At 37.3% G+C, this 13,067-nt stretch carries 13 protein-coding genes; 7 read left to right on the forward strand and 6 right to left on the reverse strand.

Annotated elements, in window-relative coordinates:
* Positions 1-233 precede the first annotated feature (233 nt).
* Entirely contained in the window at positions 234-1,169 is a 936-nt protein-coding gene (locus ACFOU2_RS21685; protein ID WP_377918360.1) for an exonuclease domain-containing protein, read from the forward strand.
* A 273-nt stretch (positions 1,170-1,442) separates the two neighbouring features.
* On the opposite strand, the gene spoIIP is transcribed toward ACFOU2_RS21685, so the two are convergent.
* Positions 1,443-2,606, reverse strand: a complete 1,164-nt coding sequence (gene spoIIP, locus ACFOU2_RS21690; protein WP_377918361.1) for a stage II sporulation protein P — start codon at positions 2,604-2,606, stop codon at positions 1,443-1,445.
* Between the two features lie 403 nt (positions 2,607-3,009).
* Here spoIIP and ACFOU2_RS21695 point away from each other — a divergent pair, with 403 nt between their 5' ends.
* The 5 genes from ACFOU2_RS21695 to ACFOU2_RS21715 all read left to right on the forward strand — a co-directional run bounded on the left by ACFOU2_RS21695 (position 3,010) and on the right by ACFOU2_RS21715 (position 7,571).
* Positions 3,010-3,954 (forward strand): permease, encoded by a 945-nt coding sequence (locus ACFOU2_RS21695; RefSeq protein ID WP_377918699.1) that lies wholly within the window; start codon positions 3,010-3,012, stop codon positions 3,952-3,954.
* A gap of 13 nt (positions 3,955-3,967) precedes the next feature.
* On the forward strand, positions 3,968-4,885 hold the full coding sequence (locus ACFOU2_RS21700) for a TIGR03943 family putative permease subunit (protein WP_377918362.1): 918 nt from the start codon (positions 3,968-3,970) through the stop codon (positions 4,883-4,885).
* A 53-nt stretch (positions 4,886-4,938) separates the two neighbouring features.
* A complete protein-coding gene (locus ACFOU2_RS21705; protein ID WP_377918363.1) occupies positions 4,939-5,472 on the forward strand; it encodes a hypothetical protein in 534 nt (177 codons plus the stop codon).
* A 322-nt stretch (positions 5,473-5,794) separates the two neighbouring features.
* Complete coding sequence (locus tag ACFOU2_RS21710) at positions 5,795-6,793, forward strand: metal ABC transporter substrate-binding protein (RefSeq protein ID WP_377918364.1); 999 nt, start codon at positions 5,795-5,797, stop codon at positions 6,791-6,793.
* 124 nt (positions 6,794-6,917) lie between these two features.
* Positions 6,918-7,571 carry a CBO0543 family protein gene (locus tag ACFOU2_RS21715; RefSeq protein ID WP_377918365.1) on the forward strand — a complete coding sequence of 218 codons (654 nt, stop codon included), beginning with the start codon at positions 6,918-6,920 and terminating at the stop codon, positions 7,569-7,571.
* A 110-nt stretch (positions 7,572-7,681) separates the two neighbouring features.
* Here the strand turns inward: ACFOU2_RS21715 and ACFOU2_RS21720 are convergent, their stop codons facing one another.
* The 5 genes from ACFOU2_RS21720 to ACFOU2_RS21740 all read right to left on the reverse strand — a co-directional run bounded on the left by ACFOU2_RS21720 (position 7,682) and on the right by ACFOU2_RS21740 (position 11,756).
* Positions 7,682-8,326 carry a branched-chain amino acid aminotransferase gene (locus ACFOU2_RS21720; protein ID WP_377918366.1) on the reverse strand — a complete coding sequence of 215 codons (645 nt, stop codon included), beginning with the start codon at positions 8,324-8,326 and terminating at the stop codon, positions 7,682-7,684.
* A 188-nt stretch (positions 8,327-8,514) separates the two neighbouring features.
* Entirely contained in the window at positions 8,515-8,967 is a 453-nt protein-coding gene (locus ACFOU2_RS21725) for an OsmC family protein (RefSeq protein ID WP_377918367.1), read from the reverse strand.
* Positions 8,968-9,108: 141 nt separating this feature from the next.
* On the reverse strand, positions 9,109-10,182 hold the full coding sequence (locus tag ACFOU2_RS21730; protein WP_377918368.1) for a branched-chain amino acid aminotransferase: 1,074 nt from the start codon (positions 10,180-10,182) through the stop codon (positions 9,109-9,111).
* Positions 10,183-10,845: 663 nt separating this feature from the next.
* Positions 10,846-11,055 carry a hypothetical protein gene (locus ACFOU2_RS21735; RefSeq protein WP_377918369.1) on the reverse strand — a complete coding sequence of 70 codons (210 nt, stop codon included), beginning with the start codon at positions 11,053-11,055 and terminating at the stop codon, positions 10,846-10,848.
* A gap of 29 nt (positions 11,056-11,084) precedes the next feature.
* Positions 11,085-11,756 carry a zinc metallopeptidase gene (locus ACFOU2_RS21740; protein WP_377918370.1) on the reverse strand — a complete coding sequence of 224 codons (672 nt, stop codon included), beginning with the start codon at positions 11,754-11,756 and terminating at the stop codon, positions 11,085-11,087.
* A gap of 375 nt (positions 11,757-12,131) precedes the next feature.
* On the opposite strand from ACFOU2_RS21740, the gene ACFOU2_RS21745 reads away from it, so the two are divergent.
* Positions 12,132-13,067, forward strand: a 936-nt coding sequence (locus ACFOU2_RS21745) for a hemolysin family protein (RefSeq protein ID WP_377918371.1), incomplete at its 3' end; no start/stop codon positions are given.

Below are 13,067 nucleotides of genomic sequence, written 5' to 3' on the forward strand. Positions count from 1 at the left end.
TGGTCCTTCATCTATTTTACTTTTTTACCTCTATCACCGGGTTTTCCTCTGTTCGCCCCTTTTGATCCTCTCATCTTGAGTCGGCTTACAGAAATTTATGTGAATTTATATGTTAATGAAATTTTATCACTTATTGCCTGTTGAATGTACCATTATGATTTTGGGATTTATTTACGCTTTTATTTCCGACAGTTCTCCTTTATAATTGCCTGTTGGAGAAAGGAGGAGAGCGGATGGCTGATGTAAAGCAATTTGTCTTTTTCGACTTTGAAATGCTGTGTTCAGATAAAGGAATGCCTTTTAGCGATATGGAAGGAATCCGGCTGGGTGCTGTGAAATATGACATTGAGACACAAAAAATTTCGTATTTTGACCGTTATATTCGACCTGTAAAACGAGCGCCCCTAAGTCAATTTTGCAAAGAATTAACAAAAATTAGCGATTCTGACCTGGTGGATGCCAGTGGCTTTAAAGCAGTGTTTGAAGATTTTCTAGCCTGGATTGGCGGCGTTAAAAAATCTCGCTTTTTCTCATGGTCTACCAGTGATTTATCCCGCTTAAAAATGGATGCAGAGAAACATGAAATCCCTCTTACTACGATTAAAAAAATCGAAAAACGCTATATAGACTTTCAAGCGATCTTTACAAAACGAGTTTCAAGGAACAACCTTTCAGTGGAGAATGCATTAGGTTTATACGGATTAAGTTTTATTGGTGAAAAGCATAATCCCATGTATGATGCCTATAATACCCTTCGCATTTATTTAAGCTTCTTAAAAGGGAGAATAGAGTCTGATTTGATTATGTTAAAACAGTTTATTTTTGAAGAAATACCACATGAAACGGAACAAATTAATGTAATGCTTACCAAATGCTTAAAACAAGATTTGCAAGTATTTATCGAAGAATTAAACGAAATGTATAGAATGAGAGATGCAATAAAAATCATAAAAAGAACTCGAAGAATGGTTGAAAAATATGAAAATGTCCTCATCAATCGTTCTGATTTGTTTTCTCAAGAAAATGTTTATTATGTTCGTCTTTTAGTCAATTTTCATCACGATTTACTAGCATCTTATAATGAACATCTCCAGCACTCATCCAAGATCATGATTTTAGATGAAAGTATGATACAATCTTTAAACCGGCTTTCGTTGAAGCGAGGATGAAGAGCCATTCTCCTTCGTACATATGATATGAAACCATCCTTCCTAGGCGGCAATGCCCTGACCCATTAATTGGTTGATTTTAATAACAGGGAAAGGCATTAATTAGGTTAGCGAGGTCATTTTATTTATGACTTATTTTTTCAATACCTTCATTAACCAAAACAATGGAGCACGTAATTACTCCAGAAAAAAACAAGAAAGAGTTGAAAGGGTAAAAAAATGGAAGAACCCAAAGTTGAGATAAAGAGCCAGAGCAACCAGCAGTAGAACTCTTTAATTTGGGGCATTTACTTTTTCAGCCTCCCGATAGTATTCAGTAATGACGGTAGCCAGAGCCTTAATTGTATTTTTCAACTCTTCCATATCATTATCCACTCCACCAACCTCGATAAGGATGGAATGGGCGGCTAAATCCTGATTATATACGCCATTCACCCCTTTTCCTACTTTGCCCAGTACCCCTCTACTTAAGCCGGGATATTTGACTTTTAACGCCTCATGCAATGATTTGGCAAATTCAAGGTTTTGTTCAAAATTAGGATTTTCTTTTCCTAAAACAAATACCACTCTTGCATACGATGTACCATTGATGTTGATTGTCGTATTCTTCTTTCGAAGTGAATCTCTGTGTAAATCCAAAAAGAATTTTAAGTTTTTGTCTCGACTCATGGCAGATTGGACAATGGTTCGGGACGCTTGGTATGCTTTGGATGTACCCCAGCCTTTTTTCTTCAGTTCTTGTCCTATATTTGTCTTGTCCACTACGGCTCCAACTTGATTCTTCTCCAGTTCTTGAGCCAGCATTTGCCCCACTAACGTAATATTGGTTTTAGAATCTGCAGCCTTATCGGCATCCGGTTCATTCGTGATCCCTAGTAATGGAAAATAAGATTCCCAACTATGCGTATGATAAATATAAAAGTTCTTTTCTTTTGGAGGATTAGCGGTTGGAGGAGCATCTGTATTGCTTTCGTACTGCTCCAGTTGTTCCTTGGCCATCCCTCTTTCTTTTAGGAGAATCTCCAATGGAGGGGAAGACTCAACAGGCGTATTTGTATAATCAGTCCCCTGTCCCGCCGTTAAGATGTCGTATTTGTATAAAAGAAATCCGGGTAATTCATTGCCTATGAGGGTCCTGATATCTCCCATACGGATATTAGTCGCTAATTCAAGTCCCGCAGAAGACAAGGAGACATTTTTTATATTCGGCTTATCTTGAACGAAATAAGCATTTTCAAATCCCATCACCCGAATAAACAACTCTGTCGAAGCTGAATGGAAAGAATCATGGACATATGACGGCAAGTACAAAGAACTTCTTTGCATCGTTGAGAGCATGCCGGCCAAAACAAACACGCATACAACACAAAAAGGAACCAAAAAAACAAGGACATTAAACCTTGAGTCCCAATTCAAAATGTAAGTTTTAGGTTTCATTTCTCTTCTATCCTTTCTTTATTCTTTACTAGAATATATGTAATTGGGAGAGATATAGAAGAAGATTCTCCATCATCAAGAGGTAAGGATTAACTTAGGAGGCTGATATTGCAGCATAAGGAAAAATAAACTAGTTCACTTTGAATCCATAAGAAAATGGATACGGCCTTCGGGAATTTGCCGCGTGCGACTTCAGGTAAAATGGTAACAATCATTCTATTGACCCTACTAATTTGTACTGAAAAACAGGAAGCAGCATAAATTTATAGTAATCAGTCATTGCTGCGTTTTGTGGAATGGTCATTCATTGTCAACTTATCATAACCATTTTATTTAGGAGGTATTATATGTGAAATTATCTTTTTTTGAAACATTTAAAGAAGTAATAGCTGTCATTCTTTTTATGCTGTTTGTCTATCTCTTCTTTTTTGCTAAACAGGTAAAAGAATTTCTCTTCATTAATCAAGTTCCTGCTGATTTTGCCAATATAAATACTATTTTTCTTAGCATTGTGATGGAAGCCATCCCGTTTATCTTACTTGGTGTTTTTGCTTCTGCTCTTATCCAGTCTTTTATTTCGGAAAAAACGCTTCAAAGAATGTTACCAAAACATGCATTTCTTGCGATGCTGCCAGCCGCTTTATTAGGGATTATTTTTCCAATCTGTGAATGTGCGATCATTCCCGTTGTACGGAGATTAATAAAAAAGGGATTGCCTTTGCATGTAGGGATAGTAATATTAGTGACCGTACCAATTTTGAATCCAGTTGTTTTTTTATCAACTTATTTTGCCTTCCCCCATAATGCTCCTGTCTTGTACTACCGGATGGGACTGGCTTTTTTAGCCGCTATGCTGATTGGTTCAGCGATCTACTTTATTTTTAAAGACAAAAATATAGTAAAGGATTCGCCTCTTTCTCATCATCACCACACTCATCAAAGGAATAGGTGGATACAAACCCTCCATCATGCCAGTGAAGAGTTTTTTGATACAGGTAAGTACCTTATTATAGGATCATTTATTGCAAGCTTATTTCAAACTTACTTAAATCGGGACATTTTAGTGTCCATTGGGACAAATGATTCGATAGCTCCCGCGGTAATGATGGGATTTGCCTATGTATTATCGCTTTGCTCAGAAGCAGATGCTTTTGTTGCCTCTTCATTTTCCAGTACCTTTACAACAGGTTCTTTGATTGCTTTTTTGGTATTAGGACCCATGATTGATCTTAAGAATACCCTTATGCTTTTCGCCTACTTTCGTAAACGATTTGTGATTGCCTTTCTATTCCTGATTTTTAGCATCGTGTATGGCCTAGTGTGGATACTTCAAGCTTTTGTTTTATAGGGAGGAATAGTGTATGACTAAATCGATAATAAGATTTCACACTTTTTTGAGAGGGATTATATTAGCAGGCTATACTTTGTTTTTCTTTAAATTGTTAGTGACCAATCAGATCATCTATTTTATCTCTCCAAAAATGAAACCTTTTTTGGATTTTACAGCAATCGTGCTGCTCATTCTAGGCATTTTCCAAATCATAAAAGGAACTTCAGCAAACCAGAAAGATGTGGGGTGTAGCTGTTGTGAAGGGCATCATCCTCCAGGTAATACTTTACGCTCTTTTCTCTATTATTCTCTTTTTATCATTCCCATCATAACAGGCTTTCTTTTTGCCGATCATACTCTTAACAGTGCTGTCGCAGAAAAGCGTCAAATTCAGTTTGGGACTCTCCATGCTCAAAAGATAAATCAGGTCAAAAAAGAGGATAATACGGCCTCTAAAGGAGACACAAAAGAGAAGGAAAATTCAGCTAGCCGATCGAGATCCATCAATGACAAATCGCAACAGCAATCAATGACAGAACAGGAATATGAATCCCTGAAAAAAACATTGCTGAGCCAAAGGAAGATTATGATGAACGATGACAAGTATATCCCCATCCTGGACATTATTGAAGAAAACTTACCTGAATTCGCGGGGAAGGAAATAGAGACGGCTGGCTTTGTTTTCAGGGAAAATGGTTTTTCTAATGACCAGGTAGTGATTGCAAGGTTTGGAGTAGTTTGTTGTGTAGCAGACGCTTCCGTTTACGGTATCATGGCAAAAGGAAATGTAGCTGAGCTTAAAAATGATACTTGGGTAAAAATCAGGGGGACAATAGATAGCGAAACTTATAACTCTACAACAGTTCCCAGCATAAATATCAAATCCATAGAGAAAATTGCTGAACCTGCTCAGCCATATGTATACGATATCCCCATAAAAATAGAGTAATCCAACTTAATTATGGTTGGCTTTAAGCCAGCTTTTGTTATCAATATATAAGGATGGTTCAAGAAATTAGAAATAACAAAAAGGAGGAGAACACTATCAACAAGGTTAGCTCTTTAGTGTTGGGATCATTGCTTATTCTAGGTTTAGCCGGGTGTACAAATAGTCCAGATTCGCCTAAGTCTTCAAATTCAGCTGCAGCCACATCAGCAACTCAAAAAGAGATAAACGCAACTCCTACTATGTTCGAACAAAAAGAAGTAAAAAACATAGAAGTTACCTCTGTCAAAACAAAAATAACGAGAGCATTTACCAAAGAAAATGATATGAAGATGTTTACCGCTAGTATGGAGCATGCCAAAAAGATGAAATTGCTGTTGGATGAAGAATCTGCCGACAATATAGATTGTAAGATGAAAATTAGCTATCAAGATGGATCCAATCACAACTATTTCATTTGGATAATGGATGAAGGTAAAGATGTCGTGATAGGCTATCAGAAAAAACCAGACGATGTTCATCTCGAGGGCTATGAATTAACCGAAGATCGTTCAAAGCAACTAGCTCATTTATTAGAGGAAATACTTTAATCTTCCATAACTCCGTTTACTTAGTAGAGAAAGGGCTGGCCAAAAGGACATGTAAAGCGGACTTTTAACGTCAGCTCCCCTCTTATTTTCTATTCTATTTAAGCAAAAAATGGTTAAAAAACCAAATACAATAAAATTGCTCCAACCATTCTCAATATTCCGCTGTCCGTAAAAGCCGCTGAAAAACTGGACGGAAACATAGCATACATAGATTGCCACTAAAAAAACCTTGTCAATTACAAAAAAAAGAACTATTATAAAATAGTCAAATCGCAATCATTACGTTTAATATAATGATATTTACAAAGAAAAGGAGAATAATATGAAAAGGTTAGCCGTATTTTTCACAGCTGTACTAGTAACAGCACTGTTTTTATCCGGCTGCAGCAGCAGCCAAACTGCAACAGAAAGCAATGACAAAAAAGAAACAAACGATCAATTAACCATTTATACGACGATTTTCCCTTTAGAAGACTTTGCGAAAAAAATTGGCGGTGACTATGTAAAAGTAGAAAGCATTTATCCGCCTAACGTAGATGCTCATACATTTGAGCCGTCACAAAAAACAATGGTCAATATTGCCCAAGCAGATGCGTTTATCTACACCGGAGCTGGCTTAGAAGGATTTGTTGATAAAACAAAAGAAGCATTAAAAAATGAAAAAGTGAAATTTGTTGAAGCAGCAGACGGTGTGACCTTTATTAAAGGCGGTCATGACCATGAAGAAGAGTCCCATGAAGAAGATCATGGCGAAGACGTTCATAAGCATGAATCAGATGAAGAACACCATGACCACGGCGATTTTGACCCGCACGTTTGGTTAGATCCGATTCGCGCAATCACACTCGCTGAAAATATTAAAAATTCACTTGTTGAATTAAAACCGGAACAAAAAGAAACGTTCGAGAAAAATTTTGAAACATTAAAAGGTGAATTAGAACAACTTGATAAAGAACTTAGTGACACGGTTCAAAAAGGAAAAACAAAAGAAATCGTGGTAGCACATTCGGCATACGGCTATTGGCATGACCGTTACGGTTTAGAGCAAATTAGCATTGCAGGTCTTTCGCCAGAGAACGAGCCGTCACAAAAAGAATTACAGGCCATTATTAAAGATGCACGTGAGAAAAACGTAAAATACGTCATTTTTGAACAAAACGTTAAGCCAAAAATAGCCGATATTGTAAAAAATGAGCTTAACGCTGAACCATTAACACTTCATAATTTAGAATCTATTACAGATGAAGATATTAAAAACAACGAAGATTACGTAAGTTTAATGAAGCGCAACATAGAAACGTTGAAAAAAGCATTAAATTAAATCACAAGGCCGTTGAGATCGACTCAACGGCCTTGTTGTTTATCTTAGCTACCTTAAAGAAAGGTATTAAATAATCTACCAATTGGAAACATAATCTTAAATCCTATACAGCGAGGGGAAAAATATGGATGTTAAACAACGATCAAAAATTGAACACATAGAAGAAACACAACTCGAAATGACAAACTCATGGTTCGATTATTGGCAGCAATATTCCGACTTGGGTACACCGCAATTTTGGGTGCTGCTCGGTTTCCTGGTGATTCCTTTAATTATTTTATTCTTTCGTATGGATAAGAGAAAGGCATTACTTTTGGGATTCTTTGGTTACACTGTACATGTGGCGTTTACTTATATAGATACCTTTGGAGCAAGTAAGGCTTTATGGTTTTATCCATATACAGTTTTACCTATATTGCCTGTAAGTTTTGCTCTAGATGTTTCTTTTGTTCCAGTTACATACATGTTGGTGTACCAGTGGACTTTAGATAACAAAAAGAGTTATTATTTATCCATGTTAGTACTAAGTGCCCTTCTGTCTTTTGTCTTTAAACCAGTACTGGCAGCTTTACAGCTATTTCAATTGCATAGAGGAGCAAATTACTTCCATCTATTCTTGGGATACTTTGCTATAGCAATCATTGCTAAGGCAATTACGAACGTTTTCATTTTTTTGAAAAGAACTCCAAGTAAAAGAACTCCAAGCAAACCGACTGATTTAAAACACACTCGTACGGCAAGTGTGTTTTTTATATTGAAGCTGACGATGGTTAACTGACCATTCCAGGGTCATTTATTGTCAACAACCCAAAACCCTTTCGCCATGTAAGGGGTCGAGAATAACCGATTGTATTTTAATTCCTCTTGTTTTAGTAAAAGCTGCTTACTTTACTGTTCTTCTTCTGCCGCTTCCACTAACTTAAATAGAAAACGGTAAATCAAGCTATACGCCTCTCCTATGGACATGTCTTCTTTAAATCCTTCGACATAGTTCAGCGCAAAATTCAAGTCCCATAGGCCGTCACCTTGATTAAACATTAAACCAAATTTCAGTTCATCCCCGTGCAAGTTGTTTGATAGATATGTCTTTAACGTTGTTTCAAGTTTCTTCTGCAGCTTCAATCCAAGCATGACATTGTAGAAGCCAAATATATCATCAAGCTCTACAGAAACAGCGTCTGCCTTGACCATCTCGAACGAGTGAGATTCCAGATAGATAAACTCATTTTTATGCTGTTTCAAGAACTGAATGGGTTGAGTTAAAAAAGAGGCAGGTGTTTCTTTGGCAATAACCTCTTCTGATTCTTTATGTACTCGTTCAATATAGGCATCCGAGAAGCGGGAGATTGGATTTTCCTCTACTAGAATGATGTTCTCTTTTATATCATCTGATAACAGATCATATTTCTTCACATAATTCATTTCCTCTTTATACATGGCAAGCTCCACCTTATTCTCTCCCTGTAGAGCTTGTTGTTCTTCCTTCACTTTGATTACCTCTGCAATATGTTGTTTCATTCGATCTTTCAACATGACAAAACCTCCTATGCCTGCACCTGTCCTCCATACTATCATAACCTAAAAAAAGAGGTCGCAACGAACAGCCACAAAAAAAAGAAAATTCTTTTTTTATATTTAGCTAACCTGCTCTTTTGTAAAGATGAAAATCAACCACATTCTTTAATGGGTTCTTAAAAAGCAATATCTGGCTGCACTTCCCCTTATTCAGAAGCAACAATAACTGTCGCTTGCAACTCAATTTCCACATTCCCTTTTACAGCACGCGAAATCATACAGGAAGTTTCTGCTTTCTCGGCAAGCTTTAATGCTAATTGACGATCCTTCTCTGTTGCGCTCGGGTTTAAGACGATGTGCGGGCGATGGATGATTTTTTGGTAGGTAATGATTCCTTTTGTAACATCCACAATTCCTTCTGACTCCATTGTCAGGTCTGTTTTCTCTAAACCGCTGCGCTCCATCATCGCCGCAAGCGTAATAATATAACAGGTTGCCGCCGCTCCCAACAGCATTTCATCCGGATTGGTCCCAACGCCCGGTCCATCCATTTCCGGAGGGATGGAGACTTTCGCTTTCAGATTACCTGCCTCTATTTCTCCTACATCGTTTCGTAATCCGGGCCAGTTTGCTTTTAAATGAAAATGGTGTTGTGCCATTCGATATTCCTCCTTGCTTTCGACTATAGTTCGAATGTCATGTCTTTTCCTATAAAGTCGATAAAGATGCATTAATGTCCCAGCCAGGTTGTGGCTGAGACATTAAGAGTACATTATTTTTTTATAAAGCAGGCAGAAAAGCTATTTCACTTCAACAACCCAATCAAATGGATCAGGCTCGGTCCCTTTTTGAATCCCGGTTAACGTATCATACAATTTCTTGGATAACTGCCCGGTTTGGCCGTTGTTAATGACAAGCTTTTCGTCTCTCCAGAAGAATTCGCCGATTGGTGAAATCACTGCCGCTGTTCCTGTTCCAAACGCTTCCTCCAGCAAACCGTTGGAATAGGCGTCATAAATTTCATCCATCGAAATTTTACGCTCTGTAACAGGGATGTTCCAATGTTTCAAAAGTTGAATGATTGAATTCCTTGTTACACCTTCTAAAATACTTCCATTCAAGGATGGAGTGATAACCTCTCCATTGATTTTAAAGAAAATGTTCATGCTTCCTACTTCTTCAATATATTTCTTTTCTACCCCGTCCAGCCATAAAACTTGAGAATAGCCTTTATCCGTTGCGACTTCTTGAGCTCTCAGGCTTGCGGCATAATTGCCGCCTGTCTTCGCTGTTCCAGTTCCACCTGATACTGCACGGACAAATTCACTTTCCACTGCAATTTTAACCGGATGGATGCCTTCTTTGTAGTAAGAACCAACAGGTGACAAGATGATGATGAATTGATAACTCTTTGAAGGTGCAACACCTAAGAATGGTTCTGTTGCGATGATGAACGGTCGGATGTAAAGAGATGTTCCTTCAGCCCCCGGAATCCAATCCCTGTCAATCATGATCAATTGTTTTAAAGCGTCCAATGCCAATTCCTCATCGATTCTCGGTATACATAATCGATCATTCGATTTATTTAATCTTTGCATATTTTTATCAGGTCTAAATAATAAAACTTGTTCATCTTTTGTTAGGTATGCTTTTAATCCTTCAAATACAGATTGTCCATAATGAAAAATCATGGAAGCCGGGTCTAAGATGATTGGTTGATAAGGAATGATTCGAGGATCATGCCACCCTTTTCCTTCTGTATAATCCATTATGAACATATGGTCTGTAAAAACCCTCCCAAACACCAGTTGATCAGACTCCGGTTTTTGTTTTTTGGTTGAGCTCAGGGTGATGTCAATAGTATGGTCTTTCATAGCTATGTCTCCTTGTCGATTTTGTTTTTTTGTAAATAACTATTAAACTCTTATATAAAGTCTATTTTATAACTATATGGAATAGAGTAACAACATATATAGACAAAAAATTCAAAATTTATATCAAAAAACACTGCAACGGATGCTATATAATTCCCATTTAATTTTTTAGCCTCTATCATCGGGCCTTCTTCCATTTGCGCTTTTCTGTTCTCTCACCTTGAACAGGCTTATAAAGGGCTTCTTATGTAGATTTCTATCATTTACATAAAAATAAAAAACATGGGGCTCTCCATGTTTTAAAACGGATGATTATCCTTCATGTTATTTCTTGCTTCGTCTAAAGGTTGCTCTGTATAGATTTGTTGTGAAGAAGATGCGTTTTTCATTCCTTCTTCCGGGGCAATTTGGATGTTCTTTTCTTAGCTCTGTAATCTATATAAGCTCCCACCCCTAATAATCCTACAAACACTCCTGCAACAAGTAACCATAAAGGCATAATAATGACCTCCCTTCATAACCATTATACATTATTTTACAATGTTCTTTTAAAAGTGTGAAAGATTAGCAAAAAAATAGCACTGCTAAAGATCAGTGCTATTTTTTGTGTTCATTTTCTCGTGAAATTTCCGCAATTGCCAGGAGTGCCTTATATAAATTTTTTTATTGTTCGTTATTAAACTTTTCGAGTTCTTTTTCTTCAAGATAAAACTCTACGTACCCGCAATTCGGACATACATAAGGAGATGCCTTACTGTAACTGAAACCTACAAATATCCCACTTGATTTTTTACTTACTCCAAACTCCCCATGTAATCCCTTAATATGTGCTTTGATGAGCTTGGTGTTACATTTACCACAAACTTTATCCATAGTTTTCCTGCCCCTTTTTTATAGAACAGTTAGTCCTCATCATTTTGCATCCCCGTAAACATTGGGACAAAACGAAGCAATTCTGCTAATGCTACTACTGTTGCAGCCACATATGTTAATGCAGCAGCATTTAAAACTTTTCTCGCTCCATGTTCTTTATCATTTCTGATTAGACCAGAACCAACCATAATATCTAGTGCCCTAGAGCTTGCATTGAATTCAACCGGAAGCGTAACAACTTGAAATAGTACCGCAGCGGCCATTGCCACAATACCAAGCAACAATAAGTTTGCTGATGATAAAATTACACCTAAAAAAATTAAAATGAACGAAAAGTTAGAACCAATATTAGCTACCGGTACTAATGCATGTCTAAAACGTAAAGGTGCGTAGTTGTACCTATCTTGGAGGTTATGCCCGACTTCATGAAGCGCTACGGAAATCGAGGCAATTGAAGTACCATGATAGTTATCACTAGATAATCTAACAGCTTTAGCTCTCGGATCATAGTGGTCCGATAAATGTCCCCGCACCTCTTCGACGGTAACATTGTAAAGACCATTTTCATCTAAAACTTTGCGAGCTGCTTGGGCACCGGTCAAACTAGAAGAAGTTCCTACTCTTAAATATTTAGAATATGTCTTTCTCAAATACAATTGAATGATATGATTAAAGCATCCAGCTTTCAAATTCCCGTGCATTTTTGTTATTTATTGATCAGATTCTTATTCCGAGCCTGTCTTTTATTGAAGTTGGGAGTATCTTCTTTTCAGCCGGTGTCTCCTTTCATGTCATTACATTGCCTGTTAAGTTTAATGTCAGTTGATGGGCAAAGAAGTTAGTGTTGACTCATGGAATAATTTATAATGAGAAAGAAAGGAGTAAATAAAGTATAAGGAACATCGTTAACCTATGTGGCTGCAGCTTTAATTTCGATTCTTCAATTAGTCAAATACATGATGATTATCTTTTAGGGAAACAGTAAAGAAGAGTAAAAAGACTAATCATAAATCCTTCATATTCTTAATTCAGCAGGAGGTGTTCCCTTATCCGTTTGGACGGAATAAGGACATTCATTGGAATTTTTAAATTTAATCATATTTGCCATTTTAATCGTACTCACAGCTTTTTTCGTTGCCACAGAATTTTCCATCATTAGGGTAAGAAGCACGCGTATTGACCAGTTGATTGCAGAAGGAAATAAAAATGCTGTGGCTGCAAAAAGAGTGGTGTCCAACTTAGATGAATATCTATCAGCTTGTCAATTAGGGATTACGATTACTGCGTTAGGAATGGGGTGGTTAGGAGAACCGACTGTCGCACGCCTAATAGATCCCCTATTTGAAAAGATGCATATGGGGGAACCACTATCTCATATTCTCTCATTTGTAATTGCGTTCACAGTGGTTACATTCATCAATGTAGTGGTCGGTGAATTAGCTCCAAAGACAGTTGCCATTCAGAAGGCAGAGCAAGTAACGTTGCTATTTTCTCGTCCCATCATTCTATTTTATAAGGTACTGTATCCTTTTATTTGGGTTTTAAACCATTCTGCACGTGGCGTTGCCGGTTTATTCGGGCTAAAGCCTGCCTCTGAACATGAAGTGGCTCTCAGTGAAGAAGAGCTTCGCATTATTTTGTCGGAGAGTTACGAAAGCGGAGAAATCAATCAATCCGAATTCAAATATGTGAATAATATCTTTGAATTCGATGACCGTACCGCCAGGGAAATTATGGTCCCCCGAACAGAAATCATCAGTGTTTCAAAGGACGACACCATCGAGGACTTTTTAAATATCGCAGGGGTGGAGAAACATACCCGTTATCCGGTTGTTGTAGAAGGCGATAAAGACCAGGTCATTGGTTTGGTTAATATTAAAGAAATCCTAACGGATTTTGTACATGAAAAAGGAACCCGTAAAAGAACGGTTGGATCTTATGTCAAACCCATTATTGAGGTCATCGAGTCGATTCCCATTTATGATTTGTTAATCCGCATGCAGAAAAATCGT

Source organism: Bacillus songklensis (assembly GCF_042649685.1).
Classification (GTDB): Bacteria; Bacillota; Bacilli; order Bacillales; family Bacillaceae_H; genus Bacillus_BA; species Bacillus_BA songklensis.

Bases quoted from the DNA above. Each gene is read 5' to 3' on its own strand.
- ACFOU2_RS21685 (WP_377918360.1), top strand. From the start codon at position 234: ATGGCTGATGTAAAGCAATTTGTCTTTTTCGACTTTGAAATGCTGTGT.
- spoIIP (WP_377918361.1), bottom strand. From the start codon at position 2,606: ATGAAACCTAAAACTTACATTTTGAATTGGGACTCAAGGTTTAATGTC.
- ACFOU2_RS21695 (WP_377918699.1), top strand. From the start codon at position 3,010: ATGCTGTTTGTCTATCTCTTCTTTTTTGCTAAACAGGTAAAAGAATTT.
- ACFOU2_RS21700 (WP_377918362.1), top strand. From the start codon at position 3,968: ATGACTAAATCGATAATAAGATTTCACACTTTTTTGAGAGGGATTATA.
- ACFOU2_RS21705 (WP_377918363.1), top strand. From the start codon at position 4,939: ATGGTTCAAGAAATTAGAAATAACAAAAAGGAGGAGAACACTATCAAC.
- ACFOU2_RS21710 (WP_377918364.1), top strand. From the start codon at position 5,795: ATGAAAAGGTTAGCCGTATTTTTCACAGCTGTACTAGTAACAGCACTG.
- ACFOU2_RS21715 (WP_377918365.1), top strand. From the start codon at position 6,918: ATGGATGTTAAACAACGATCAAAAATTGAACACATAGAAGAAACACAA.
- ACFOU2_RS21720 (WP_377918366.1), bottom strand. From the start codon at position 8,326: ATGTTGAAAGATCGAATGAAACAACATATTGCAGAGGTAATCAAAGTG.
- ACFOU2_RS21725 (WP_377918367.1), bottom strand. From the start codon at position 8,967: ATGGCACAACACCATTTTCATTTAAAAGCAAACTGGCCCGGATTACGA.
- ACFOU2_RS21730 (WP_377918368.1), bottom strand. From the start codon at position 10,182: ATGAAAGACCATACTATTGACATCACCCTGAGCTCAACCAAAAAACAA.
- ACFOU2_RS21735 (WP_377918369.1), bottom strand. From the start codon at position 11,055: ATGGATAAAGTTTGTGGTAAATGTAACACCAAGCTCATCAAAGCACAT.
- ACFOU2_RS21740 (WP_377918370.1), bottom strand. From the start codon at position 11,756: ATGCACGGGAATTTGAAAGCTGGATGCTTTAATCATATCATTCAATTG.